Source organism: Streptomyces sp. TLI_105 (assembly GCF_900105415.1).
In the GTDB taxonomy this organism is placed as follows: domain Bacteria; phylum Actinomycetota; class Actinomycetes; order Streptomycetales; family Streptomycetaceae; genus Streptomyces.
Genome location: NZ_FNSM01000001.1, coordinates 1,294,847 through 1,320,672, shown reverse-complemented (window position 1 = coordinate 1,320,672; position 25,826 = coordinate 1,294,847). Strand labels below are relative to the sequence as shown.

The 25,826-nt window shown below is 72.1% G+C and carries 18 protein-coding genes; 10 read left to right on the top strand and 8 right to left on the bottom strand.

Annotation, left to right across the window (positions count from 1 at the left end; genetic code table 11):
- Positions 1-254 precede the first annotated feature (254 nt).
- Entirely contained in the window at positions 255-2,807 is a 2,553-nt protein-coding gene (locus tag BLW86_RS06010; protein WP_256341234.1) for a galactose oxidase family protein, read from the top strand.
- Positions 2,808-2,866: 59 nt separating this feature from the next.
- Here BLW86_RS06010 and lanL read toward each other — a convergent pair whose 3' ends face one another.
- From lanL to BLW86_RS05995, 3 genes are all read right to left on the bottom strand, one after another.
- A complete protein-coding gene (gene lanL / locus BLW86_RS06005; protein ID WP_093873051.1) occupies positions 2,867-5,428 on the bottom strand; it encodes a class IV lanthionine synthetase LanL in 2,562 nt (853 codons plus the stop codon).
- A 2-nt stretch (positions 5,429-5,430) separates the two neighbouring features.
- Positions 5,431-5,613, bottom strand: coding sequence for an SflA family class IV lanthipeptide (locus BLW86_RS06000; protein WP_093873050.1), 183 nt, complete (start codon positions 5,611-5,613; stop codon positions 5,431-5,433).
- Positions 5,614-5,762: 149 nt separating this feature from the next.
- Positions 5,763-6,713: a glycoside hydrolase family 16 protein gene (locus BLW86_RS05995; RefSeq protein ID WP_093873049.1), complete on the bottom strand. Its 951-nt coding sequence runs from the start codon at positions 6,711-6,713 to the stop codon at positions 5,763-5,765.
- Between the two features lie 351 nt (positions 6,714-7,064).
- Between BLW86_RS05995 and BLW86_RS05990 the strand changes: the two genes are divergently transcribed.
- The 7 genes from BLW86_RS05990 (at position 7,065) to BLW86_RS05960 (ending at position 16,687) form a co-directional block, all read left to right on the top strand.
- Positions 7,065-7,301 carry a hypothetical protein gene (locus tag BLW86_RS05990; RefSeq protein ID WP_143060229.1) on the top strand — a complete coding sequence of 79 codons (237 nt, stop codon included), beginning with the start codon at positions 7,065-7,067 and terminating at the stop codon, positions 7,299-7,301.
- 165 nt (positions 7,302-7,466) lie between these two features.
- The gene (locus BLW86_RS05985; protein ID WP_371129454.1) at positions 7,467-9,620 is read left to right on the top strand and encodes a bifunctional polysaccharide deacetylase/glycosyltransferase family 2 protein; all 2,154 of its coding nucleotides are present in this window, start codon (positions 7,467-7,469) and stop codon (positions 9,618-9,620) included.
- A 2-nt stretch (positions 9,621-9,622) separates the two neighbouring features.
- A complete protein-coding gene (locus BLW86_RS05980; RefSeq protein WP_093873046.1) occupies positions 9,623-10,876 on the top strand; it encodes an acyltransferase family protein in 1,254 nt (417 codons plus the stop codon).
- A 356-nt stretch (positions 10,877-11,232) separates the two neighbouring features.
- Positions 11,233-12,159, top strand: a complete 927-nt coding sequence (locus tag BLW86_RS05975) for an ABC transporter permease (protein WP_093873045.1) — start codon at positions 11,233-11,235, stop codon at positions 12,157-12,159.
- 59 nt (positions 12,160-12,218) lie between these two features.
- Positions 12,219-14,015, top strand: a complete 1,797-nt coding sequence (locus BLW86_RS05970) for an ABC transporter substrate-binding protein (protein ID WP_093873044.1) — start codon at positions 12,219-12,221, stop codon at positions 14,013-14,015.
- A 12-nt stretch (positions 14,016-14,027) separates the two neighbouring features.
- Positions 14,028-15,020, top strand: coding sequence for an ABC transporter permease (locus BLW86_RS05965; protein WP_093873043.1), 993 nt, complete (start codon positions 14,028-14,030; stop codon positions 15,018-15,020).
- Entirely contained in the window at positions 15,017-16,687 is a 1,671-nt protein-coding gene (locus BLW86_RS05960; RefSeq protein ID WP_093873042.1) for a dipeptide ABC transporter ATP-binding protein, read from the top strand. The genes BLW86_RS05965 and BLW86_RS05960 overlap by 4 nt, the downstream gene beginning before the upstream one ends.
- On the opposite strand, the gene BLW86_RS05955 is transcribed toward BLW86_RS05960, so the two are convergent.
- Genes BLW86_RS05955 through BLW86_RS05940 form a run of 4 tightly spaced genes read right to left on the bottom strand, consistent with a single transcriptional unit; the run spans position 16,619 to position 22,084 of the window.
- Positions 16,619-18,643 (bottom strand): dipeptide ABC transporter ATP-binding protein, encoded by a 2,025-nt coding sequence (locus tag BLW86_RS05955; RefSeq protein WP_093873041.1) that lies wholly within the window; start codon positions 18,641-18,643, stop codon positions 16,619-16,621. The genes BLW86_RS05960 and BLW86_RS05955 overlap by 69 nt on opposite strands.
- Positions 18,640-19,476: an ABC transporter permease gene (locus tag BLW86_RS05950; RefSeq protein ID WP_093873040.1), complete on the bottom strand. Its 837-nt coding sequence runs from the start codon at positions 19,474-19,476 to the stop codon at positions 18,640-18,642. Before BLW86_RS05950 ends, BLW86_RS05955 begins: the two co-directional genes overlap by 4 nt.
- Positions 19,473-20,429, bottom strand: a complete 957-nt coding sequence (locus BLW86_RS05945; RefSeq protein ID WP_093873039.1) for an ABC transporter permease — start codon at positions 20,427-20,429, stop codon at positions 19,473-19,475. The genes BLW86_RS05950 and BLW86_RS05945 overlap by 4 nt, the downstream gene beginning before the upstream one ends.
- A 20-nt stretch (positions 20,430-20,449) precedes the next feature.
- A complete protein-coding gene (locus BLW86_RS05940) occupies positions 20,450-22,084 on the bottom strand; it encodes an ABC transporter substrate-binding protein (protein WP_093873038.1) in 1,635 nt (544 codons plus the stop codon).
- A 394-nt stretch (positions 22,085-22,478) separates the two neighbouring features.
- On the opposite strand from BLW86_RS05940, the gene BLW86_RS05935 reads away from it, so the two are divergent.
- Both BLW86_RS05935 and BLW86_RS05930 read left to right on the top strand, forming a co-directional pair.
- The gene (locus BLW86_RS05935) at positions 22,479-23,696 is read left to right on the top strand and encodes a cation:proton antiporter domain-containing protein (protein ID WP_093873037.1); all 1,218 of its coding nucleotides are present in this window, start codon (positions 22,479-22,481) and stop codon (positions 23,694-23,696) included.
- 92 nt (positions 23,697-23,788) lie between these two features.
- A complete protein-coding gene (locus BLW86_RS05930; protein ID WP_093873036.1) occupies positions 23,789-24,355 on the top strand; it encodes a HutD/Ves family protein in 567 nt (188 codons plus the stop codon).
- Between the two features lie 7 nt (positions 24,356-24,362).
- On the opposite strand, the gene BLW86_RS05925 is transcribed toward BLW86_RS05930, so the two are convergent.
- Positions 24,363-25,811, bottom strand: a complete 1,449-nt coding sequence (locus BLW86_RS05925; protein WP_093873035.1) for a purine-cytosine permease family protein — start codon at positions 25,809-25,811, stop codon at positions 24,363-24,365.
- Between the last annotated feature and the right edge of the window lie 15 nt (positions 25,812-25,826).

Below are 25,826 nucleotides of genomic sequence, written 5' to 3'. Positions count from 1 at the left end.
TTTTCGGGGCCAGTTGGGGACCACCTCGCCCTGACCGGTCAGCGGGCGGACCGGATCCGGGCATCCGATGCGCGAACACGCCCCGTCCGCCCTCGTACGAGAAGGCGCCGCCCTCGTGCGAGAAGGCGCCGCCCTCGTGCGAGAAGGCGCCGCCCTCGTCCTCCACGAACTCGACTGTTCCACGGTCGAGTTGAGCCGTTCTGACCTATGTTCTAGGGGCCCGCAGCGGTTCACGGCTCGCCCAGGAGGTCCGATTGCAGCCCAGACGCGTCAGCGCCCTTGCCGGAGCATTCCGCCGCTCCCCTCTGCTCATCGCCTTCGCCCTCGGCTCGCTGCTCGTCGGGCTCACCCCCTGGCTGGGAGTGGCGAGCACGGGGGCGGCCGGCTACGGCCCGTCGCCCCGGCCGACGCGGTGGGCCGCTGCCCAGCCGACGGTGAAGCCGCCGCCGCACCATGCCGTGGCCCCGGCGAACGCCATGGAGCCGATGGCTCCCGTGCTCGACCGGACCGGATGGACGGCCACGGCGAGCGACGAGGAGACCGTCGGCGTGAACGGCCGCGCGGCCAACGTCCTCGACGGCGACACGGCCACCATGTGGCACAGCAAGTGGACGGGCACCCCCGCCCCGCTGCCGCACAGCATCACCGTCGACATGCACCGCACGGTGGTGGTCTCGGCGCTCATCTACCGGCCCCGCACCGCCGGGGTCAACGGGCGCGTCGGTGAGTACAGCATCAGCGTGAGCACCGACGGCCAGAACTGGGGCAGTCCGGTCGCCACCGGGACTCTCGCGGACGACGCCGGCGCCAAGACCCTCGGATTCGCCCCCCAGGGCGCGCGGTTCGTCCGGCTCACCGCCGTCACCGAGGCCGGCAACCGCGGCCCGTGGAGTTCCGCCGCGGAGCTCGACCTCCTCGGCGACCCCGGAACCCCGGCGGCCACCGTCGACCTGCCCCGGACCGGATGGACGGCCACGGCGAGCGACGAGGAGACCGCCAAGGAGAACGGCCGCGCGGCCAACGTCCTCGACGGCGACGCCACCACCTTCTGGCACAGCAGGTGGTCCGGGACCCCGGCCCCGCTGCCGCACAGCATCACCGTCGACATGCACCGCACGACGGCCGTATCCGCCCTGGTCTACCAGCCCCGCAAGGACGGCACCAACGGGCGCGCAGGCGCGTACACCATCACCACCAGCACCGACGGCACCACCTTCGGCGCACCGGTCGCCGCGGGCACCTGGCGCGACGACGACAGCGTCAAGACCGCCACCTTCACCCGCAGAGTCGACGCCCGCTACATACGCCTGACCGTGACCCGCGAGGCCGGAAACCGCGGGCCCTGGGCCTCCGCCGCCGAGATACGCCTGAGCGGACCGGCCGACCCGGCCGTCCACGGCTCCTGGAGCCGGATCACCGGCTTCCCCCTGGTGCCGGTGGCCACCGCCGTCCTGCCGGGCGACAAACTCCTGGCCTGGTCGGCGTACGCGATCGACCGCTTCGGCGGCAGCAACGGCTACACCCAGACCGCGATCCTCGACCTGAAGACGGGCAGGGTCACCCAGCGCCGCATCGACAACACCGGCCACGACATGTTCTGCCCGGGCATAGCGATGCTCGCCGACGGCCGGGTCCTGGTCACCGGCGGCAGCAACGCGGAGAAGGCGAGCATCTACGACCCGGCCACCGACGCCTGGTCCGCGACCACCGACATGAACATCGCCCGCGGCTACCAGGCCATGACCCTGCTCTCCACCGGCGAGGCCTTCGTCCTCGGCGGATCCTGGAGCGGAGCCACGGGCGACAAGTCCGGCGAGGTCTGGTCCCCGGAGACCCGCACCTGGCGCAAGCTCCCCGGCGTCCCGGCCGCCCAGGCGATGACGGCCGACCCCCGCGGCCCCTACCGCGCGGACAACCACATGTGGCTGTACGCGACCTCGGGCGGCAAAGTGCTCCAGCTGGGCCCGAGCAAGCAGATGAACTGGATCACGACCGGCGGGAACGGGAGCATCACCTCCGCCGGCACCCGGGCCGACAGCCAGGACGCCATGACCGGCAACGCCGTCGCGTACGACATCGGCAAGCTGCTCACCCTGGGCGGCTCGCCCGCGTACGACAACGTGCTCGCCACCCGGCGCGCGTACACCGTGAGCATCGACGGCGATCAGGTCGCGTCCGCGCGCACGGGCGACATGGGCCACGCCCGCGCCTTCGGCAACAGCGTCGTCCTGCCCGACGGCAAGGTCGCCGTGTTCGGCGGGCAGGCGTATCCCGTGGCGTTCAGCGACGCCACGTCCGTCCTGCCCCCCGAGCTGTGGGACCCGGCGACCGGACGCTTCACGCCGCTCGCCAGCATGGCCGTCCCGCGCAACTACCACAGCGTGGCGAACCTGCTGCCCGACGGTCGGGTCTTCTCCGGCGGCGGCGGCCTGTGCGGTGCCTGCGCCACCAACCACGCCGACGGGGCCGTGTTCACACCGCCGTACCTGCTCAACGCGGACGGCTCGCCCAAGCCGCGTCCCGTCATCACCGGCGGCGTACCGCCCCGGGCCGCCCTCGGCACCTCGCTCACCGTCGGCACCGGGGGGCCGGTGGCCTCCTTCGTCCTGATGAGGGCCGCGGCCGCGACCCACTCCACGGACAACGACCAGCGGCGGGTCCCGCTGGTCTCCACGGCCACGGGGACCGGCACGTACACGGTGTCCATCCCGGCCGACCCGGGCGTGGTCCTGCCGGGCACCTACATGCTCTTCGCGCTGGACGCCCGAGGGGTGCCGAGCATCGCCCGGTTCATCACCGTCTCCTGACGGCGCGACAGCGACGTCCGCCACCGGCCCGGAGCACCTGCCGCGGCCGGTGGCGGCGGTCAGGCGACGAGGCCGAGCCGCGGGCCGCCCCGGTCGCGCAGTCGTCTGAAGAAGGCCAGTACGCCCGCGGAGCCGCCGGCCCAGGTGGCGCTCGACCGGGCGAGACCGGCGTCCGGGAACACGGGCCGGGACCAGGTGCCACCGCTGCGGCTCAGGATGAGCAGGGCGACCGTCTCGGCCGCGTCCCGGAACTCCTCGGACGCGGACGCCTCCGCGACGTCCACCATCAGGTCGCCCACTCCGGCCAGTCCGCAGCACTGCGTGACCAGCGGCATCCGCGGCGCCAGTGCGGCGCAGGCGCGCGCGGCCCGCTGGGCGAGGTCGAGGTAGCCGGGCTCGTCGAGGCGTTCGGCGGCCCGGACGAGCACGGTGCCGATGCCGGCCAGGCCCCGGCACCACGAGCCGTAGCTCCGTGCCGCACCCGGTGCGGCGGCCGCCGCGATGATGTCCGGCGTCACGGCGGCCAGGCGCGCGGCGGCCTTCTCGGAGCGGCTGATCGCGTCCGGGTCCCCGGTCGCGCCGCCGTACTCGAGCAGGAAACAGGCGACGCCCGCGTCGCCGTGCGCGATGCCCTCGCGGAGTGCGGCGCCGCCCGCCGTGTCCGCACCGGTCGGGGACAGCCGGGCGGTGCCCGACGCCAGCATCCGGGCGCAGTCGGCGGCGACGGCGAGGTGCCGGTCCGCGGCGGGCCGGTGACCGGACCGGAGGGCGTGTCGGGCGAGCAGCAGCCGGCCGAGGCCGATTCCGGCGGCGCCCGCGATCAGGTCCGCCTCCGGAGGTCCGCCGTCCGGTGCGCGCTCCGGCAGGACGGGGTACCCGGACCGCGCGTCCGTGTCCGTCCCCGGCCCCGCTTCCGAACCCGCCTCCGACGCCGCCTCCGTGAGGAAGAGTTCGACGCCGGTGCGCCCCGTGTAGAAGCCGGGCGGCAGGTTCCTGGACTGCCGCGCCGTCCACCGCGCCAACGCGGCGACGGCGGAACGCACAGGAGGCCGGTGCGCGTGGTGGAGGAGCTCCAGTCCGAGTCCCGCACTGCCGCCGTAGACGTCGATGGAGGTGGGGACGTTCAGCCGGGCGGCCCGTACCGGGTCCACGATCGCGTGCGCCTCACCGACGCAGTACGCGGTCGTGTGCTCGATGACCTCGTCCAGCAGGTCGCTGTCGATCCGGGGGCGCGCGGGCCGGCGTGCGGTTCCGGCCGTGCCGGTGCGCAGGCGGTCGGCGGCGGCGGTCCGTACGGCCGGGTCGAAGCTCAGGAGGCCGGTGATCGTCGACCGGATCTCCCGGTGGGCACGCCCGGGCAGTGCCCAGGCCAGGCAGGCCAGGGTCCTGTCCCGGTTGACCCCGTGGTCGGCGTCGACGATCACCGGGTCCATGCCGGTGGCGGCGAAGAACAGGGTGGCGCCGAGGGCGTAGTGGTCGTCGGCGGGGGCGGCCGGTCCGGTCGCGTGCAGAACCGGTTCGCTGTATCCGGGGGTCGCCCCTCCCGGGCCGGCGCCGTCCCGTTCGCTGATCCCGAAGTCGATCACGTGGCAGTGGCCGGGGCCCGAGCCGTCGAGCACGACGTTGTCGGGCTTGAGGTCGCGGACGACCACGTTCCGGCCGTGGATCGCGTCCAGGACGCGCAGGAGCCGGGAGGCGAGGACGGAGAGGGCGCGCTCCGGCCGGGTGTCGTCGTCCCGGTAGGGGCCGCCGCGCAGGACCTCCCTGCGCAGGTTCCGGTCGCCGCAGTCGCTCATCACCAGGTACTCGTCCGACCGGTGGGCGAAGTAGTCCAGGGCGCGGGGCACGCCCGTGACGCCGTCGAGCGCGGTGAGGACCGCGCGCTCGTTGCGCAGCCGGTGGCGGGCGTCCGTACCGGATTCGTCCTCGCCCACGAAGGCCCTCGCCTGTTTGACCACCACCGGCCGTCCGAGGGTGCGGTCGACCGCGCGGTAGACGTTGCCCCGGGCCGCGCGCGCGATGCCGGCGGTGACCGTGTAGCGTCCGCCGCCGAAGCCGGGCGCGGACGGCCCGTCGCCGGGGCCGGAGCCGGTCGCGAAGGGGTCCTCGGCCCAGGGCGGGCACCGGTAGCGGCCGACGGCCAGGCCGTCGAAGATCCGGCCGTCCGGCCCGGTCATGATGGATTCGAGCCGCCCGCTCCGGCCGGTCCGGTAGTCGCCCGTGAAGGGGCCGTAGCGGTAGTAGACCGGGGCCCTGGGGTCGACCTGCCGGTCGCTGGCGATCCGCGGGCCCTCCCGGTCGCGCAGTACGGCGGCGAGTTCCCGGGCGACCTCGACCACGGCGCCGGCCACGGGGTAGACGGTGATCGCCTTGCCGACGGCTCCGGCGCTCACCACGCCGGAGTTGAGGCGGCGCAGCGTCTCCGGGTCACGGGCGAACTTCGCGTGGCAGACGTGCCGGGACAGCACCGGAAGGACGAGCCGGATCACGGCGTCGAGTTCGCCGGGACGCGTCGAGACGTGCAGTTTCCAGCCGTGTTCCATCGCCGGCATCCGCGGATCGTTCAGATACGACCAGGTGTCGTCGGACCAACCGCTGCGGCCGGCGATGGAAACGGCCACCGCTACGAGTTCAGGTCACAGGCGAACCGGGTGGTGGCGGTCACCCAGGGGTCGGCGAGACACGCCATGTGTTCGCGGTCGCTGCGGTCGTCGTCCTCGAACGCGATCGCCTCGTCGTCGATCTCCAGCGGACCCACGTCGCGGATTCCGTCGACTTCCAGGAGTTCGGGCACGGCTACGGGCATGTGACGCCTCCATGTTTTGTCGTGCGCTGAAGTGCAGGAAACGGCCCGGGCGGGCCGGTGGGCCCGCTGAGCCGAGAACTCGCTGCACAAAGGTATGGAGGGGCGAACCCGCTGACAAGAGGACGGTGAAGGTTCTGTTTCCGAACGGTTCAGGGCTTCGGCACGGTATTGACGTAGTCGGTGCCGGCGCTGTAGAAGCCGTCCACCGTCTTCTGGACGTCCGCCGGGGAGACGGCCTCGTCGGCCTTGTAGTAGACCCAGTTGACCTTCACGTCCCAGGTGCGCGGACCGCCGGTGAAGGGAAGGTCGACGAACCAGTTGCTGAAGTGGATGTCCATCTTCTCGCGCGGGACGTACTTGCCGGAGCTGGTGAACAGCTTCTTGCCGTCCAGGGAGTAGGTGACCTTTCCGTCCATGGCGGTGATCACCATGGTGTGCCAGCCCTCGAGCCGCTGGTTGAGCGTGTGGCTGACCCGGTCCGCCGGATCGGCCTTGTACCAGCTGACGTTGTCGAGTCGCGGACCCACCGAGCCCCAGCCGCCGTTCGGCAGGTACTCGAAGTCGAGCTCGCTGTACTTCTCGGAGGAGTCCGCGGGGGAGATCGGGAAGAAGGTCTGGACGACGTGGTCGCCGTTGCGACCGCTCGTGGGCTTGTCGCTGAGGTGGACCCGGGCGGCGAAGGTCCCCGTGAAGAAGTTCTTGCCGGTGGTCTGCACCTCGACCTGCCGGGTGCTCTGCGCGGTGCCGTCGGTGGAGGACCGCAGTCGCAGGACCCTGCCCCCCTGGGCGGTCGGGTCGGAGGGGAAGCCGGCACCGTCGGCGGACCAGGTGTCCTGGATCCCCGGCCCGCCACCGCCGGTACGGATCTCCCAGCCGTGGGCGGCGAGCGCGGGGTCGTCGGCGCCGCTGTAGTGGAAGTCGTCGAACAGGGTCCCCGGCGGTCCGGTCGGGGTCGGCGAGGCGTCCTGCGCGGGCGGGGCGGCGTCGGCGCCCCCGCCGGACGCGGGGTCGGCGGAACACGCGGCGAGCACGCACAGGAGGGCGGGCAGCGTGAGCACGGTCCACGCGCGGCGACGAGAGGTGCGGCGGAGCTGACTCACAGGGTCTCCTTGGGGCGTTGAGGCGGTACCCGGACACGCCCTTTGCATGAGGATCAATCGCTGATCACACGAATTGAGGGGTCATCCTAGCGAAGGCTTCGAGCCATCCTGTCGCGTGTCCGCGTCCCGCCCGCCCGCGGGCCGGAACGTGCCCGTCCACATACCGATCCGGTTACGACACTCGAACGGATCATGTCAAATGCATATATCGCACGCCAATCGATTCGGTCCGTGCGCTACGGTCCGCTCTACGCTTCAGCGGTCTACACACCCTGCACAAAAAGGCCACACAAGATGCGCCAAGTCACCACGCCCTTCGGGCGCGGATCGGCATACCCGGTACAGCCCAACATGGCCGAATCCCGTTTCGAGGAGCCTGCTCCGGCACCGGTGTTCGTCGACCAGTCGGGTCTGCGCAGCCGTCTGTTCCGGCGCTTCGGCTGGCCGGTCTCCGTGGTCGGCGCGATCCTGGCGGCCGCCATGGGCAGCAGCCTGATCGGCATGCAGTCGGACGCCCCGGTGATGGGGATACCGCCGAAGCCCTCGTACTTGCCCGCCAAGGGGCCCTTGTCGCCCTCCTGGCCCTAGAGGGCGCGGTCTGCGACACCCCGCCCGAAAAGTTCGGCGATCACGCCGAATGTCGCGAGATTCCACGACATACCGCATACCGCGACCACCGTGCCGCCCGGAGCAACGCCTGCGGGCCGGCCGAGCGTGCCTGATCGTCCGCACCACCCATCTCCAGGAGCGCCCTTGTCCCGCCACCAGCGTCGTCGGCAGTCCCTGCTGAGGCCGCGCCGACTGGCTGCGCCGCCGCTGCGCTTCTTCATGCCGCTGTCCCTGCTGGCCTGCCTGCTCGCGCTCCTCGTCCTGCGCGGCCTCGCCACCAACGAGGCGTTCCACGACACCCGGATCGCGACTTCGGTCGACAAGACGACCGTGCCGGAGAACCTGCTCAAGGGCGGCCCGATCATCGACGCGCGCGGGACCAAGAACGAGCACCCGGTGAGTTATCGGATCCCCGACCACACCGTGGTCCTGAGCTTCGACGACGGCCCCTCGCCGGAGTGGACCCCGAAGATCCTGAAGCTGCTCGCGGACCACGACATCCGCGCGGACTTCTTCGTGACCGGCGCCATGACCACGCGCAACCCGGAGCTGATCCGGCAGATCGTCGCGGGCGGCCACGAGATCGGCGTGCACACCTACACCCACCCCGACCTGGCCTACCAGTCCCACGCCCGGATCAGCTGGGAACTGGCGCAGACGCAGCTGGCGCTGGCCGGCGTCGCGGGCGTCCACAGCGCGCTGTTCCGCCCGCCGTACTCCTCCGACGCCTCGGCGCTCGACGACTGGAACTACCCGGTGATCAAGTACGTGGGCTCCCACGGCTACCTCACCGCGTTCATCGACCGCGACACCGACGACTGGAAGCGCCCCGGCGTCGACGAGATCGTCAAGGCGGCGCTGCCGCGCAAGCCCGGTGCGGGCGAGCTGATCCTGCTGCACGACGCGGGTGGCGACCGTACCGAGACCATCGCCGCGCTCGAGCAGATCATCGAGAAGCTGCAGGGCGAGGGGTACCGCTTCGCCACCATCTCCGAGGCGCTCGGCGCCACCGACGCCACCGTGCCGGTGCACGGCTACCAGCTGTGGGCGGGCAAGGGATTCATCTGGGCCAGCCAGGCCGCCGTGCTCACCCTGCCGGTGCTGGTCGCTCTCCTCGCCGTCGTCGGCTTCCTCAACTTCGGCCGGTTCGCGCTGATGCTCGTCCTCGCGCCGCTGCACGCCCGGCGCTCCCGGCGGCGGGACGCGTGGGGACCACCCGTCACCGAGCCGGTCACCGTCCTCGTCCCGGCCTACAACGAACGCGAGTGCATCGCGAACACCCTCAACTCCCTGATCGCCAGTGACCATCCGATCGAAGTGATCGTCATCGACGACGGCTCCACGGACGGCACCGCGGACATCGTCGAGGAGATGAACCTGCCGTTCGTCCGGCTGATCCGCAAGGTCAACGGCGGCAAGTCCAGCGCGCTCAACACCGGCATCGCGGCCGCGTCGCACGACATCATCGTGATGATGGACGGCGACACCGTCTTCGAGCCGTCCACCGTGCGCGAGCTGGTCCAGCCGTTCGGCGACCGGGGGATCGGCGCGGTCGCGGGCAACGCCAAGGTCGGCAACCGCGAGAGCCTGATCGGCGCCTGGCAGCACATCGAGTACGTCCTCGGCCACAACCTGGACCGCCGGATGTACGACATGCTCAACGTCATCCCGACCATCCCCGGCGCGGTCGGCGCCTTCCGCAAGGAGGCCCTGCGGCGGGTCGGCGGGATGAGCGACGACACCCTCGCCGAGGACACCGACATCACCATGGCGGTGCTCTGCGACGGCTGGCGGATCGTCTACGCCGAGCGCGCCCGCGCCTGGACCGAGGCCCCCGCCAGCATCCAGCAGCTCTGGTCCCAGCGGTACCGCTGGAGCTACGGCAGCATGCAGGCGATGTGGAAGCACCGGCGCGCCGTGATCTCCCGGGGTCCGGCCGGGCGCTTCGGCCGGATCGGGCTGCCGCTGGTCGTGCTGTTCGGCGTGGTCGCCCCGCTGCTCGCGCCGCTGGTCGACATGTTCCTGCTGTACGGCGTGCTGTTCGCGGACGCCCCGATCACCCTCGCCAGCTGGGGCGGCTTCATCCTGCTCCAGGCCGCACTGTCCTGGTACGCCTTCCGGCTCGACGGCGAGAAGCCCCTGCATCTGATCAGCCTGCCGATCCAGCAGGTGGTCTATCGACAGCTGATGTACATCGTCCTGTTGCAGTCCGCGATCACGGCGCTGACCGGTGGCCGGCTGCGCTGGCAGAAGCTCCGGCGCACCGGCGAGGTCGCCGCCGCACCCGTGGAGGCCTGACCATGACCGCATCCTTCGGGTTCGGGGGCACCCAGGACACCGTCCAGCTGCGCATCCCCGCCGTTCTGCGACGGGAGCCGGAGCCGGAGCCGCCGGCACCGTCCCCGCGCAAGGGCGGCCGGGACCGCTACCTCGACCTGCTGCGCGCGCTGGCGCTGGTGCGCGTGGTGCTCTACCACAACTTCGGCTGGTTCTGGCTGCCCATCGTCTTCCCGTCCATGGGCGTGATGTTCGCGCTGGCCGGGTCGCTGATGGCACGCTCGCTCAGCCGTCCCGCCCTGGGCGTCATCCGGGGCCGTCTGCGCCGGCTGCTGCCGCCGATGTGGCTGTTCGGCGCGGTCATGCTCACCCTCGAGATCGTCGACGGCTGGGGGCCCGACGCCGAGGGGCATCCCCACTGGTGGTGGGGCAAGCTGCTGTTCTGGCTCGTGCCGTTGAGCACTCCGCCGTACGCCGAGTCGCTGAACGGTTTCGACCATCTTGTGGGGCAGGGCTGGGCTGTGCAGGTCATCGTCCCGCTCTGGTACCTCCGCGCGTACCTCTGGTACGTCCTGCTCTCACCGTTGATGCTGTGGGCGCTGCGGCGGATGCCGGTGGTGACGCTGTCCGTGCCGCTCGCGCTGGCGATCGTCATGAACACGTTCTTCATCGACCAGGAGTTCATCTACAGCCGGGTCTGGGAGACCGCCAGCGACTTCGCCACCTTCGGCTCCTGCTGGATCCTCGGCATGGCTCACCAGGAGGGCCTGCTCAAGAAGATCCCGCAGTACATCGTGCCGTCCGTCGCGCCGCTGATCATGGTGGCCGGCTGGTGGTACCTGCAGACCCGACCGGTCGATCCGACCGTGCCCACCGACATCGAGAGCTGGCCGATAGCCCAGGCCCTGTGGTCCTTCGGCTTCGTCGCCATCCTGCTCCACGTGAGTCCCTCCTGGGAACAGTGGCCCAGACCACTGGAACGCTGGAACGGCCTGGTCAGTCTGCTCAACGCACGCGCTGTCAGCGTCTACCTCTGGCACGAGGCCGCGTTGGTGGCCGCCATCCCTCTGATCGACCCCCTCTGGTCCGTCGGCTTCTTCTACGAGTACTGCCAGTGGCTGCTGACCAGCCAGTGGTTCCCGCTGCTGGTGGCGATCCCCCTGATCGGACTGCTGGTGCTGACCTTCGGCTGGATCGAGGACGTGGCCGCCAAGCGCTCACCGCGCCTCTTCCCGTACCCACGCCGCATCCGCGGCAGACGCCGGGCGGGCGTCTGACACCGTCGCAGCAGTCGGACCCGGCTTTTCGAAGTCGCAGATCAGGGGCCGTTCCGGAGACATCCGGAACGGCCCCTCGGTCGTTCCCGGAGCCGGTCGGGCGACTGTGACGCTCGTCTCCCGTGATCGTGGGATTTGCGGTGATTCGTACGTATTCGTGCTGCGACCGCGTGAACGGAGAAACCTTCTAGAAATCCAAGGCAATATCACTAACTGGCCTTGGAATATGACTCGTTGCCGCCTATCGGATCTTCCTATCTAATGTCCGATGTCCGGAGCGGTGATCCCGTCTCCGAGGTGATCCAGGGCGCTCCTCCATAGATCGGCGCGCCCCGACGAGTCGGGAGTGCGGCAGCATGGCAGCGGTATCAGTGGTGGACGCGTTCCGGCGCGATCGGGTCGGAACCGTCTCGCTCTGCGTCGTCGGGTTCTTCGTGCTCCTCGCCGTCGCGGCGCCCCTGATCACCACCCTCTACGGCAAGAACCCGACCGAGCACTACGGGCAGAACGGGACGGGCCTGCTGAGCCCGGAGGGCCTGCCCGTGCTGCCCAACGGCGGCATCTCGGCGCAGCACTGGTTCGGCATCGAGCCCGGCCTCGGCCGTGACGTCCTCGCCCAGCTCCTCCACGGCATCCGCACCTCGCTGCTGATCGCCGTCGCCTCGGCCGCCGTCGTCGCCGTCGCCGGTGTGGTCGTCGGGGTGGCCGTGGGCTACCTCAGCGGCCTCGTCGACCGGGCGTTCACCTTCGTCTGCAACGTCCTGCTCGCCTTCCCGGCCCTGCTGTTCCTGATCACACTGGGCCCGGTCGTCCAGACCCGCTTCGTCGGACCGGGCGAGAACGAACCCGCCTGGATGCAGTTCGCCGTCCTCGTCCTCGTCTTCTCCGTCTTCGGCTGGGTGCCGCTCGCGATGGTGCTGCGCACCCTCGTGCGGTCCCTGCGCGAGCGGGAGTTCGTCGAGGCGGCCCGAGCTCTCGGCGCGAGCCGGCGGCACATCGTCTTCCGCGAACTGCTGCCGAACGCCTGGGCGCCGGTCCTCGTGCACATCACCCTCTCCGTGCCCGCGATGGTCACCACCGAGGCCGCGCTGTCCTTCCTGGGCGTCGGCATCAACGAACCCATCCCCGACTGGGGCCGCATGATCTCCCGGGGCGCCGACGTCTTCTACGACGACCCCACCTACATGGTCTTCCCCGGCGCCTCGCTCCTCGTCTTCGTCCTCGCCTTCAACCTCCTCGGCGACGCCGTGCGGGACGCGCTCGACCCGCACACCGTCCGCTGAGCCCCCGGACCTTCACTCACCCTCCTCATCAACAGCCGTACGACACAACGGAGTTCGCCATGCCCGCAATCACCCTGCGCGCCACGGCCGTCCCGGCTCTCGCCACCGCCGCCGCCCTGCTGCTGTGCTCCTGCTCCGCGGGTGCGGGTGCGGGGGCGGACACGGGCGCCGGACCGGGGAAGAACAGCACCGCCGCCAAGAGCGGACAGCGGCTGACCGCCACCCTCGGCACCGCGAAGGACAGCCAGGGCCCCGCCCCCGAGATCTCCGGCGCCCGCAAGGGCGGCACCGTCACCGTCGCCAACGAGGCCGACTTCTCCCACCTCGACCCGCAGAAGATCTACGCCGGCGAGAGATACAGCACCTCGCTGCTGTGGGGCCGCCAGCTGACCCAGTACCAGATCGTCGACGGCAGGCCCGGACTGGTCGGCGACCTCGCCACCGACACCGGCGCCTCCTCCGACGGCGGTCGCACCTGGACGTACCGCCTGAAGGACGGCATCGCCTGGGAGGACGGCAAGCCCGTCACCGCGCGGCAGATCAAGTACGGCATCGAGCGCACCTTCGCTCCCGGCTTCGAGCTCGGCCCCACCTACTGGCCGCAGTGGCTCACCGGCTCCGCGGACCGCACCGAGGCGGTGAAGAAGTACGGCGGCCCCAAGAAGGACGGCGACCTCAAGGCCATCGAGACGCCCGACGACAGGACCATCGTCTTCCACTTCCCCGAACCGCAGTCCGACGTGCCGTACATGGCCGCCCAGTCCTCCTCCTCGCCGGTCCGCGAGGACAAGGACACCGGCACCGGCTACGACCTGAAGCCCTTCGCCACCGGGCCGTACCGGATCGTCGAGCACAAGCAGAACCAGAGCCTCACCCTGGAGCGCAACCCGCACTGGAAGCCGGAGACGGACTCGATCCGCCACGCCTACCCGGACCGCTTCGAGTTCACCTTCGGCAAGGCCGCCCTCAACACCGCGCAGGAGGTGTTCAACGGCCAGGGCACCGGCGCGACCACGCTCACCACCAAGGACAAGCTGCCGCCCGAGCTGATCGCCACGGTCGAACGCGACCCCGCCAAGCGGAAGCTGGTCGTCTCCGGCAGTCAGGGCGCCTACACCCAGGACCTGTACATCAGGAACGACCGGGTCACCGATCCCGAGGTCCGCAAGGCCATCCACTACCTCTTCCCGCGCGAGCAGGCCCGCCAGGTCCTCGGCGGCCGCTACGCCGGCGACATCGCGACCACCCTCTCCTCGCCGGCCGTCGTCGGCTGGAAGAAGTACGACCTCTACCCCGTCGCCCCCGCCGGCGACATCGCCAAGGCCAAGGAACACCTGGCCGAGGCGAGGACGAAGGTCACCAAGCTGACGTACGCGTACCCCACCGAGAGCCCGCAGGACGACCAGGTCGCGCAGGTCCTCGTCGACGCCTTCGCCAAGGCCGGGATCAAGCTCGTCGTGAAGGGCCTCACGCCCGCCGCGTTCAACGACGTGGTCTTCGGCGGTGGCGACAACCCGTACGACCTGTTCCTGTCCACCAACTCCGTGGACTGGCCCACCCCGTCGACCCTGCTCCCCCTCGGCTACGAGAGCCACCTGGACGCGGTGTCCAACCCTCTCCGCTACGGCAACCCGCAGGTGGACGAGGAACTGGCCCGCATCGCGAAGATCGGCGACGCGCAGAAGAAGGCCGAGGAGCTGATCAGCCTGGAGGAGACGGTCATGAAGGACGTCCCCCTGGTGCCCTTCCTCTACAAGAGCGTCTCCCAGTTCCGCGGCGAGAAGATCGGCGGCGCCGCCACCCACCCGATCTACGGCGTCCCGGCCCTGGCCAACGTGTACGTCGAGAACTCCTGACCCCCTGCGACCATGACCCGATACCTCCTCAAGAGGGTCGCGCAGGCCGTGGCGGTGCTCCTCGCGATCACCGCCACGGCCTTCGGGCTCTTCTACGCCGCCCCCTCCGACCCGGCTCAGATCGCCTGCGGCCCCCAGTGCGACTCCGCGCAGCTCGCGGCCGTACGCACGAGCATGGGACTCGACCGGCCGATCGTCTCCCAGTTCACCGACTACGTCGGCGGCATCGTCGCCGGCCGCACCATCGCGGACGTCGACGGCACCCCGATCCCCTGCCCCGCCCCCTGCCTCGGCTACTCCTACACCCTCCACCAGCCCGTCCTCACCGCCGTCGAGGACCGCCTCCCCGTGACCGTCTCCCTCGCGGTCGGCGCCCTCGCGGTGATCCTCGTCCTCGGCGTCGGCTCCGGCCTGGCGGCGGCGTTGCGCCGGGGCAGGCCGACCGACCGTCTGCTGTCCGGCTTCAACCTGCTGGGCGCCAGCGTGCAGATCTACTTCCTCGGCTACGTGCTCCAGTTCCTGCTCGTCTACTCCACCGGCCTGTTCGCACCCCCGCGCTACGTCCCCTTCGCCGACGGGCCCGGCCGGTGGGCCCTGGGCCTGGTCCTGCCGTGGCTGGTCCTCGGCTTCGTCAACGCGGCCGTCTACGCCCGTCTGACCCGCTCGCAGATGCTGGAGACCATGCACCACGGGTACGTCCGCACGGCCCGCGCCAAGGGCCTGGGCGCCCTGCGCACCCATCTGAAGTACACCGCGCGCGGAGCGGCCGGCCCGCTGGTGCAGCTGCTCGGCCTTGAGGTCGGGGCGCTGCTCGGAGGCGCGTTCATCACGGAGACCGTGTTCGGGCTCGGCGGCGTCGGCAAGCTCGCCGTCGACGCGGTGACCGGCGACGACCTGCCCACGGTCGTCGGCACCGTCCTCGTCGCCGCCTTCTTCGTCGTCGTGTTCGTGGCCGTGGCCGACCTCGTGGTGGCCTGGCTGGATCCCCGAGTGAGGCTCGCATGAGCGATCGACCCGCACTGAGCGTCCGCGATCTGGCGGTCACCTTCCGCACGGCGCGCGGCCCCGTCCCGGCCGTCCGGGACGTCTCCTTCGACCTCGCCCCGGGCGAAGTCCTCGGCCTCGTCGGGGAGTCCGGCTCGGGCAAGTCGACGATCGGCCTCGCCGCCCTGGCCCTCCACGACCCGGCACGCACCGGCGTCGAGGGCAGCATCCGCCTCGGCGGCGACGGCCTCGAACTGGTGGGTGCGCCCGAACCGGTCCTGAAGAGGATCAGGGGCGCCCGCGTCGCGATGGTCTTCCAGGACGCCCTGGACGCGCTGTCGCCGTACCACACCGTCGGCGCCCAGGTCGCGGAGGCGTACCGTGTCCACCACCCGCGGGCCGGCCGCAAGGAGGCACGGGCACGGGCGGCGGCGATGCTGGAACGGGTGGGCATCCCGGCCGCTCGCGCCTCGGACCACCCGCACCACCTCTCGGGCGGCATGCGCCAGCGCGTCGTCATCGCCATGGCGCTGGTCAACGACCCGGACGTCCTGATCGCCGACGAACCGACCACGGCACTGGACGCCCGGGTCCAGCACCAGGTCCTCGACCTGATCCGCGCACTCCGCTCGGACGCCGGCACGGCCATGCTCCTCATCACGCACGACGTGGGAGTGGTGGCGGCGACATGCGACCGCATGCTGGTGATGCGCGGCGGCGAGGCGCTGGAGGAGGGCCCCACCGGGCGCCTCCTGACCGCCCCCGCCCACCCCTACACCAAGGCCCTCGTCGGAGCGGCCCCCACCCTGAGCACCGTGCCCGGCGCCCGCCTTCCCACGGTCGACGACCCGGAGCCGAAGCCGCGCGCCGAGGCCCGCCTCCGCACCGCCCCCGACCCCGAGGTCCTGGCCGAGGTCCGCGACCTGCGCGTGGACTACCCGGGACGCCGCCGAGCCCGCCCCCACCCGGCGGTGCGGGGCGTGAGCCTGCACGTGGCACGCGGGGAGACCCTCGGCCTGGTGGGCGAGTCCGGCTCGGGCAAGTCCACCATCGCGCGGATCCTCACCGGCCTGCGCCGCCCCACGAGCGGGGAGGTCCGCTTCGACGGCCGGGACGTCTCGGGCGCGGCGACGGACGCCCGGCTGCGCCGCGCGCTGAGCCGCGACGTCCAGCTGGTCTTCCAGGACCCGTACGCCTCGCTCAACCCGCGCCACACGGTCGAGCAGATCGTCACCACACCGCTGCGCGTCCACACGGACCTGGACCGGACTCGGCGGAAGAAGCGGGCGGCGGAGCTGCTGGAACAGGTGGGCCTGTCCGCCTCGCACCTCTCCCGCCACCCGCACGAGTTCTCCGGCGGCCAGCGCCAGCGCATCGGCATCGCCCGCGCGCTGGCCGTCCGGCCGCGCCTGGTCATCGCCGACGAGCCGGTGTCCGCGCTGGACGTGTCGGTCCAGGCGCAGGTCCTGAACCTCCTCATGGACCTCCGTGAGGAGCTCGACCTGTCGCTGCTCTTCATCTCCCACGACCTCGCGGTGGTACGGCACTTCTGCGACCGGGTCGCGGTCCTGGAGAAGGGCGAGCTGGTGGAGGTGGGCCCGAGGGACGCCGTCTTCGGCTCACCGACCGCCCCGTACACCAGGGGACTGCTGGCCGCGTTCCCGCAGGACCATCTGACCGGGCGGTGAGGAGGGAGCGCCGAGGGGCAGCTCCGCGACCTCCAGGTGGCAGCGCACCAGGTGCCCCGCCCCCACCGCGCGTACCGGCGGCGGCACTTCGGCGCACAGCCCGGTGATCCGCCGGGCGCAGCGGTCGGCGAACCGGCAGCCGGTCGGCCGCGCGGACGGCGGGGACGGCGCCTCGGGCACCCCGGCCCCCACCGGTCGAGCCGCCGCCTCCACCAGGAGCGCGGTGTACGGGTGCGAGGGGCCGCGCAGGACGTCGGCCGCGGGGCCCTCCTCGACGACCGCGCCCCGGTACATGACGGCGATCCGGTCGGCGAGGTGGCCGACGACGGCGAGGTCGTGCGAGATGAAGAGGTACGACGTCCCCGTGCGGTCGCGCTGGTCGGCGAGGAGCTCCAGGACGGCCGCCTGCACGCTGACGTCGAGCGCGGAGACGGGCTCGTCGCAGATCACCAGGTCGGGGCGGCCCGCGAAGCCGCGGGCGATCGAGACCCGTTGCTTCTGGCCCCCGGACAACCGTCCGGGGAGGCGGTCGAGCAGGTCCGCGTCGATGCGGGTGCGCTCCAGGAGGTCCTCCAGGGCGGCGGACTCCCGCCCCGTCCCGGGCGCGGCGAGGGTGGTCAGTGCCCTGCGCAGCACCGTGCGGACACGGTGGCTGGGGTTGAGCGAGGCGTCGGGGTTCTGGAAGACCATCTGGACGCGCCGCCGTACGTCCGCCTCCCGCCGGGCCAGCCGTGGGGGCAGCGGCGCGCCCCGCAGGGCCAGGGTTCCCGTGCCGTCGGAGGCGAGGCCGGCGATCGCGCGGGCGAGGGTCGTCTTGCCGCTGCCCGACTCGCCCACCAGACCGAGGACCTCGCCCTCGCGGACGGTGAGGTCGACGTGGTCGACGGCGACCGTCGTGCCGTACCTGCGGACGAGGTCCCGTACTTCGAGGAGGACCGCGCCCGCCTTCCGGGGCGCCGACGCGCCCGCGGTCACCGGCGGCGCGGCCGGCGGGACCTCTCCCGGGCGCAGACAGCGCACCGTCCTGCCCCGCACCGCCCCGGTGGCCGGCGGGGGTTCGGCCGCCCGGCAGGCGTCCTCGGCCAGGGCGCAGCGCGGGGCGAAGGCGCAGCCCCCGGTGGTCTCGCCGGGCAGCGGCAGCCGGCCGGACACGGACCGCAGCGGCCGGTCGTGACGCGTGGTGCCGAGGACCGGGACGGCGGCCAGGAGACCCGCGGTGTACGGATGGGCGGGGGCGGCCAGCACCTCCCGCACCGGTCCGCTCTCCACGAGCCGTCCCGCGTACAGCACGCCCACCCGGTCGCACATCCGGCCGATCAGGCCCAGGTCGTGGCTGACGAGGACGACGGCGGCGTCCAGCCGGTCGCGCAGCTCGGCGAGCAGGCCGAGCACCTCGTGCTCCACGGAGGCGTCGAGGCCGGTCGTCGGCTCGTCGAGGACCAGCAGCCGGGGCTCGGTGGCCAGGGCCGCGGCGATGACGACGCGCTGCTGCTGCCCACCGGAGAGCTGGTGCGGGAAGCGGAGCGCCAGCCGCTCGGGGGCGGGCAGCCGGACGGCCCGCAGCAGCTCAAGGACGCGTGCGGCCGTCTCCCGCCGGGACAGGCCGCGCCCCCGCAGCACCTCGGCCAGCTGCCGGCCGATCCGCATCGTCGGATCCAGGGCGCCGGCCGCGTCCTGGTGGACGAAAGCGAGGCGCGAGGCCCGCCACTCCCGCAACTCCCGTTCCTCCAGGGCGAGTACCTCGGTGCCGTCCAGGCGCACGCTGCCGCCGAGTACGTGCCCGCCCGGTGCGAAGTGGCGGGCCAGCGCGTACGCCAGCGTCGACTTGCCGCAGCCGGACTCGCCGACCAGGCCGTAGATCTCGCCGGGTGCGACACGGAAGGACACGTCGTGCAGGACCCGGGCGGAGCCGTAGGCGGTGCTCAACCCCTCGACGACGAGCCCCTGTTCGCTCATGCCCCGTCTCCCGTCATCCGGCGCGAACCGTCCGCGACGAGCGCGACGCCGACCACCAGCGAGACGATGGCCAGCGCGGGCGCGAGGACGGTCCAGGGCGCGTTGGCCAGCCACACCCGGTTGTCGGCGACGGACGCGCCCCACTCCGGTGAGCCGGGCGGCAGGCCGAGGCCGAGGAAGGAGAGCGTGGCGGCGGCGAACACCGCGTCGCCGAGCCGTGAGGTGGCCTCGACGTACACAGTGGAGCGGATGTTGGGCAGGATCTCGCGGACGAGCAGCGACCACAGGGGCTCGCCGCGCAGCCGGGCGGCCTCGGCGTACGGCTTGTTCCGTTCGACGAGCGCGGCCGCCCGGACGCTGCGGGTCACGAGGGTCGCCAGGGACGCCGCGACGACCAGCACGAGGACGGACGTGGAGTGGCCCAGCATCGCCGCGAACAGCACGGCCGCGACGATGGCGGGGAAGACCACGACCGCGTCTACGATCCGCATCACCACCTCGTCCAGCCGGCCGCCGACACCGCCGGCGAGCAGTCCCAGGACGGTGCCCGCGAGGACGGCGAGGGCGGTCGCCGCCGGCGCGACCTGGAGGACGGGGCGGGCCCCGGCGAGGGCACGGGACAGGACGTCACGCCCGAACTGGTCGGTGCCGAGCCAGTGTTCGCCGCTCGGCGGCAGGAAACGGTCCTGGGGCCGCTGGACGTCGGGCGCGTACGGCACCAGATGCGGCCAGAGGGTGGCGACCGCCGCCCACAACACCACGACGGACGCCCCCACGAGCCAGGCCGCGGGCAGCCGCGGCCGCGACCGCGGCGGGGCCGGGAAGGCGCTCACGCGGCGGCCTCCGGACGGACCCGGGGGTCCAGCAGCCGGTGGACGACGTCCGCGAGCAGGACCACCAGCATGTAGAGGACGCCGAGCACCAGAGCGCTCGCCTGGAGCGTCGGCAGGTCCTTGTCCTGGGCGGCCTGCAGCAACAGGGCTCCGGCACCCGGGTAGTTGAAGAGGAGCTCGACCACGACGATCCCGCCGAGCAGGTACTGCAGCTGGACCCCCAGCGCGCTGGTCGCCGGCACCGTGGCGTTGCGCAGCACGTGGCGTACGACGATCCGCGGGGACGACAGCCCCCGCAGCCGGGCGGCGCGCACATGGGCCCCCTCCAGCACCGCGATCGTGCCGGCGCGCACATGGCGGGCGACGTAGCCGGTGCACACCAGGACCAGCGAGGCCGCCGGCAGCGTCAGGTGCCACAGCGTGTCGCCGAGTCCGTCGTGTCCCGGTTGCGGCTGCGCGGAGGCCGGGAACCAGCGCAGCCGTACGGAGAAGACCACGAGCAGCACGACGCCGGTGACGAACTCCGGTGTGGCGCCGAGCGCGAGGGCCGTCGAGGTGACGAACCGGTCCGGGACCCGCCCGTGGAAGAGGCCGGCGAGCAGGCCCAGGGCGAGTGCGACCGGCACGAGCAGCAGGAACGCGAACCCGGCCAGGAACAGCGAGTGTCCCAGGCGTTCCAGGAGCAGGGCGCGCACCGGCACGCGCAGGGTGTACGAGGTGCCCCAGTCGCCGGTCGCGAAGTGCCCCAGCCAGGTCGCGTACTGCACGGCGAGGGGTCGGTCCAGGCCGAGGTCGTGGCGGAGCGCGCGGACCGAGCCGTCGTCGGCCTCGCGGCCGAGGACGGTGCGGGCGACATCGCCGGGCAGCACCTGTGTGGCGAGGAAGACGAGCAGGGAGACGGCGAGCAGGGTCGGCGGGATGGCCGCGACCCGGCGCAGCAGGAGGCGTCGCATGTGGTCGGCGTCCTCTCCGCTCAGGCCCGGGAGACGGCGGAGAAGTCGGCGTACTGGCTGGGATGCGCCTCGATGCCCCGGAAGGAGCGGCGGGAGGCGCGCGTATTGCCGTTCCAGAAGCCGATGATGACGGGAACGTCCTCGTGGAGGATCCGGGCGATGATCCCGGCCTGCTCGCGCCGTTCGGCGTCGTCGGTGGCGGCGTCGTAGGCGTCGGCGGCCGCGTCCAGGGCCTTGTTGGCGTACTTGGAGCCGTTCCACACGCCGTCGCTCTTGACCATCGGGTTGATCAGCTGGCTCGGCACGGGCCGCCCGGCCCAGTTGACCAGGTTGGCGTCCGTGAACAGCCAGGGCGTGTCCTTCGTCTGGTCTCCGCCGTAGAACTCCTTGGAGGACCGCTGGTCGAGGTCGACGGTGATGCCGGCCTCCTTCAGCTGGCTCTGGACGGTGACGGCGTAGTCCTTGTTGGGCGGGTCGAAGGTGAGCGTGAAACGGAGGCCGTCGAGGCCGGCCTGCTTCAGCAGCGCCGCGACCTTCTCCTTGTCCCTGGCCCGCTGCGGTATGTCGGTGGGCGCGGAGCGGAACAGCGGCGCGAACAGGTGGTCGTTGCCGAGGTCTCCGAGGCCGCTGCCGGCGGACTGGCGCAGCGCCGGGCGGTCCAGGGCGTGGGCGACGGCCTGCCGGACCTCCTTGCGGTCGAACGGGGCCCTGTCGACGCGGAGGGTGAGGACGGTCACCGCGGTGCTCCGGACCTTGTCGACGACCAGGTCGCCGCCGCCGTCGCCGAGCGGCTCGACCAGGGCGGCGCGGCTGAGGAACTGGGTGTCGACGTCGCCGCCCTGGAGGGCGACCAGGTCGGCCTGGTCGTCGGCGTAGAACTTCACCTCGACGCCGTCGAGATGGGGCTTGGGGGCGTCCCAGTGGCGGGGGTTGCGGGTGAAGGAGGCGCCGGTCGAGACGTCGTAGGACGTGAGGACGAACGGGCCGGTGCCGATGCCGTGTTCGGTGAAGTCGCCGGCGTAGTCCTTCTTCAGGACGACGGCGTTGTAGTTGCCGGCCGAGACGAGGTAGGGGAAGTCGGAGAAGGGTCGTTCGAGGGTGAAGACGACCTTCGTGGCGCCGTCGGCGCGGACGCCTCCGGCCTTGAGGACGGTGTCGAAGGTCGACAGCGCGGCGGACTTGCTCCTCGGGTCGAGCAGCCGGTCGAAGGAGGCCTTCACGGTGGCGGCGTCCAGCTCGGTGCCGTCGGAGAACACCACCCCCTCGCGCAGGGTGAACGTCCAGGTCCGGCCCGCCTCGTCGGACGTCCATCCGGTGGCGAGCCTCGGTACCAGCCTGTAGTCCTTGTCCAGCCAGATCAGGTAGTCGGCGACCAGCTGGTAGAGGGCGATCGCGCTGCCGTCGTACGCGGTGACCGGATCGAGGGCGGTCGGCGGCGGGGGCGTGCCCACGCGGAGCGTGCCGCCGCGCCGGGCCGTGCCCGCGGATGCCGTCGCCCCGGCGGCCGCGTCGCCCGCCGCGCTCGGCGCGCAGGCCGCGAGCAGGGCGGCGAGGGCGCCGCCGCCGGTGAGGGAGAGGAAGCGGCGGCGGGACGGGGCGGCGGGCAGCAGGTCCTGCCAGCGCTGCGGCAGGGCGTCGACGTCGGGTTCGGACATGGGTCTTCTCCAGGTGATGACCGACGGCACGACGCGACCGCGGCGGACCGTACGCGGGCAGAGCGGGACACGGGGCACGAAGGTGCGGGGAGGGCGCTGCGCGATGCGCAACGGTCGGGGCGCGGATCCGCCGAGCGGCGCGCCGGTCAGACCGACGGACAGGAGGACGCGCCGACGCGCAGGAGATCCACGTGGATCCTGCGGGTCATCGGCGTGTTCTCGGTCATGGGTCTTTGATAACAGTCCGGTTCGTCGGCGGACAACGTCTCCTGTGTTTCAGGATCGAGAAACCCTCGCGCGGCGCGGAGACGTGGATCGCCGCACCGGTGTGCAGGGGCGCGGGCGGGGGTGTCCGGTTCCGATACTTTCGGGTCGTCTGTCAGGATGTGGCACCGTGATCGCTCTCTTCGTCCTGCTCACCCTGCTGTTCCTGTGGGTGCTCGTCTCGGACCGGCTGCCGCGGTGGAGCATCACCGCTCCGATCACCTTCGCCGCGGCCGGCATCCTGCTCAGCGGCGGTGACCACGCGGTCGTGCCGCTCGACGTGGACACCCACACCTTCCAGCGGGCCGTCGAACTCGTCCTGGCCGTCATGCTCTTCACGGACGCCACCGAGGCCCGGGACTACGCGCGGCTGCGCGGGCCGGTGGGCGGGGTGCGGCTGCTCGGGCTGGCCCTGCCGGCGTCCCTCGTCCTCGCCATGCTGTTCGGCGCCCTCGTCTTCCCGGGCACGAACTGGTGGCTGCTCGCCGTCGTGGCCCTCGTCGTCATGCCCATGGACCTCGCCCCGGTCCTGATGCTGCTGCGCGACGAGCGGCTGCCCCTGCGGGTGCGTGCGGCGCTCAACATCGAGGGCGGCTTCAACGACGGGCTGATCTCGCCGCTCTTCGTGTTCTGCCTCGCCAATCTCGTCTCAGCCGAGGGCGACACGTTCGGTGACCTCGTCCTGAACGCCCTCAAGGGCGCGGTGCTGGCGGCGACCGTCGGCTCGGTCCTGGGACTCCTGGCCTCCCGGGCGGTGCGGTGGTCCCTGGCGTCCGGCTGGGCCGAGCCCGCGAGCCTGCGCCTGGCCGGTCTCGCCCTGCCCTTCCTGACCTACGCGGCCTCCGTCCTCGTCGACGGCAACGGCTTCGTCGCGGCGTTCGTCGCGGGCCTCTGGTACACGAGCGCCGTGCCCGCGATCGGCGGCGATTCCCTCGACCTGGTGTACGACGTCAGCCATCTGCTGGCCCTGGCCGCCTGGTACGCCTTCGGTGCGGTGACGACGGAGGCGTTCACCGGCGGCCATGTCCTCCGGTTCGTCGTCTACGCGCTCCTCGTGCTCGTCGTGGCCCGTTTCGTCCCCGTGGTCGCCTCGCTCACCGGAACGGCGTTCAGCCGGTCCGAGCGCGCCGCGATCGGCTGGCTCGGCCCGCGCGGTGTCACCTCGATCGTCTTCGCGGTCCTCGCCTTCTCCCAGCTCCCGGGCGAGGAGGCGGGCTTCGTCGTCAACGCGACGGCCGCGACCGTCCTGCTCAGCGTCCTTCTGCACGGTGTGACCGCGGAGCCCGTCGCCCGCTGGTTCGCGCGGCACCCCCGGCCCGAGGAGCCGGCCGCGCCCCGCGAGGCGTAGGCGGTGCGGAACGGCCCCTCTGCAGAACGGCCCCTCTATTGTTGGCCGCGCGGGTGATCCGCACCCGTACCGCACGCAGCCCAGGAGCCCCCATGCACCGCTTCGATGTCGAGACGCTGACGGCGGGCCGGTGGCGCAACGGCGGGGGTGCCACTCGGGAGATCGCCTCGTGGCCGGTGGGTGCCGAGGAGTTCCGGTGGCGTGCGAGCGTCGCCGACATCGACCGGGACGGGCCGTTCTCGGCGTTTCCCGGGGTCGACCGGACGCTGACCCTCCTGGCGGGCGACGGGGTGCGGCTGACGGCCCCCGGGGTGTTCGACCGGACGGCGCGCGCGGAGGAGCCCCTCGCGTTCTCCGGTGACCTGGAGTTGGCTGCCGAGCTGCGGGGCGGCGCGTGCCGGGTCCTCAACATCATGGTGCGGCGCGACCGTGCCGTGGCCCGGGTGGAGCGGGTCACCGGGCCCGTCGTGCCGGCCGGCGGCCACGCCGGGGTCTTCCACGTGCTGCGCGGCCAGTGGCGTACGGGCGCCGGGGAGAGCCCGCTGACCGCGGGACAGGGCGTGTGGTGGGACGGGGACGACGAGGCGCCGGGCCGAGCGGTCACGCCGCTCTCGCCCGACGCCGCCGCCCTGTGGGCGGATGTCGTGCCGGTGGGGTGAGTACGGGTCAGCCGACGGGAGCCGTCGACCGGTCGCCGTCGTCGAGGGCGGCCGGGTGCACGGTCTCGGCGGGCGGGTCGGCGGTGCGCCGCACCCACAGCCAGTACAGCGCCGCGGTGACGGTCAGGCCGACGATCCACGAGATGTCGGCGCCGTCGAGCCTCTTGGTGATCGCGCCGGTGTACAGCTTCGTGGCCAGGAACGGGATCTGCACGGCGACGCCCACGACGTAGCAGGTCAGCGCGGTGACGTTCCAGCGTCCGTAGCGGCCGTCCGGGTCGTACAGGGCGGGGATGTCGACGCGCTCGCGGGACACCAGGTAGTAGTCGACCAGGTTGATCGCGCTCCACGGGGTGAACACCATCAGGATCAGCAGCACGAAGTTCTTGAAGTTGTTCAGGAAGTCGGCGCTGGCGGCCAGCGCGATGCCGATCGACACGGCGGTGAAGCCGACGATGTAGGCGGCGCGGGCGGCGGCCGAGATCCGCGAGCGGCCGTCGAAGGCGGTGACGGTCGTCAGGATCGACATGAAGCCGCCGTACGCGTTGAGGCAGTTGACGGTCAGCTTGCCGACCACGATCACCAGGTAGATGAGGAAGGCGAGGGCCGCCGGCCCGGCCAGGTCGCCGAGGAACCCCACCTGGTCGGGGAGGAAGGCCTTGCCCGCGACGGCCGCGGTGAGCGCCCCGAGGGTCATGGCCCACTGGGAGCCGATCACGGAACCGGCGAACGTGGACCAGAACGTCGCGCGCGTGCTGGTGTCGCGCGGCAGATAGCGCGAGTAGTCGGCGACGTACGGGCCGAAGGTCAGCTGCCAGCCGGCGCCGAGCCCGACGGCGAGCAGGAAGGTCGCCACCTCGAAGCCCTTGTTCCCGACGTGCGCGCCGACGTCGTACTGGGTGAACACCCGCACGAGGAGGTAGCCGAGGCCGAGCACGCCGACGACGGTGGCGACCCGCCCGGCGGCGTGGATGAGCCGGTAGCCGGTGACGGCGACCACGGCGGTCAGCACGCCGAAGACGAGGATGCCGACCCGGGCGTCGTCGATGTGCAGCAGCTCGGACAGGGCCTGGCCGGCCAGCACGCTGCCGGTCGCGGCGAAGCCGAGGTACATGAGGATGACGAGGAGCAGCGGCAGGACCGCGCCGTGGACGCCGAACTGCGCGCGGCTGGAGATCATCTGCGGAACGCCGAGGCGCGGGCCCTGCGCGGAGTGCAGCGCCATGACGATGCCGCCGAGCACGTTGCCGATCAGCAGCGCCGGTATCGCCCAGAGCGCGTCGGCGCCGAAGACGACGGACAGGGCGCCGTCGACGATCGCGGTGATCTGCATGTTGGCGCCGAACCACAGCGTGAACTGGCTGCGCGGCGTGCCGTGGCGCTCGGCGTCGGGGATGACCTCGATGGTGCGCCTCTCCATCGCGAGTCGTTCCCCGGGGGTGTGTTGGACCGGCATGTTGGAGACCTCTCC

What these genes read in the sequence shown, in the direction of transcription:
- BLW86_RS06000 (WP_093873050.1), bottom strand. Translation starts at nt 5,613, where the DNA reads ATGCCCGTAGCCGTGCCCGAACTCCTGGAAGTCGACGGAATCCGCGAC.
- BLW86_RS05990 (WP_143060229.1), top strand. Translation starts at nt 7,065, where the DNA reads ATGGCCGAATCCCGTTTCGAGGAGCCTGCTCCGGCACCGGTGTTCGTC.
- BLW86_RS05980 (WP_093873046.1), top strand. Translation starts at nt 9,623, where the DNA reads ATGACCGCATCCTTCGGGTTCGGGGGCACCCAGGACACCGTCCAGCTG.
- BLW86_RS05975 (WP_093873045.1), top strand. Translation starts at nt 11,233, where the DNA reads ATGGCAGCGGTATCAGTGGTGGACGCGTTCCGGCGCGATCGGGTCGGA.
- BLW86_RS05970 (WP_093873044.1), top strand. Translation starts at nt 12,219, where the DNA reads ATGCCCGCAATCACCCTGCGCGCCACGGCCGTCCCGGCTCTCGCCACC.
- BLW86_RS05965 (WP_093873043.1), top strand. Translation starts at nt 14,028, where the DNA reads ATGACCCGATACCTCCTCAAGAGGGTCGCGCAGGCCGTGGCGGTGCTC.
- BLW86_RS05960 (WP_093873042.1), top strand. Translation starts at nt 15,017, where the DNA reads ATGAGCGATCGACCCGCACTGAGCGTCCGCGATCTGGCGGTCACCTTC.
- BLW86_RS05955 (WP_093873041.1), bottom strand. Translation starts at nt 18,643, where the DNA reads ATGAGCGAACAGGGGCTCGTCGTCGAGGGGTTGAGCACCGCCTACGGC.
- BLW86_RS05945 (WP_093873039.1), bottom strand. Translation starts at nt 20,429, where the DNA reads ATGCGACGCCTCCTGCTGCGCCGGGTCGCGGCCATCCCGCCGACCCTG.
- BLW86_RS05940 (WP_093873038.1), bottom strand. Translation starts at nt 22,084, where the DNA reads ATGTCCGAACCCGACGTCGACGCCCTGCCGCAGCGCTGGCAGGACCTG.
- BLW86_RS05930 (WP_093873036.1), top strand. Translation starts at nt 23,789, where the DNA reads ATGCACCGCTTCGATGTCGAGACGCTGACGGCGGGCCGGTGGCGCAAC.
- BLW86_RS05925 (WP_093873035.1), bottom strand. Translation starts at nt 25,811, where the DNA reads ATGCCGGTCCAACACACCCCCGGGGAACGACTCGCGATGGAGAGGCGC.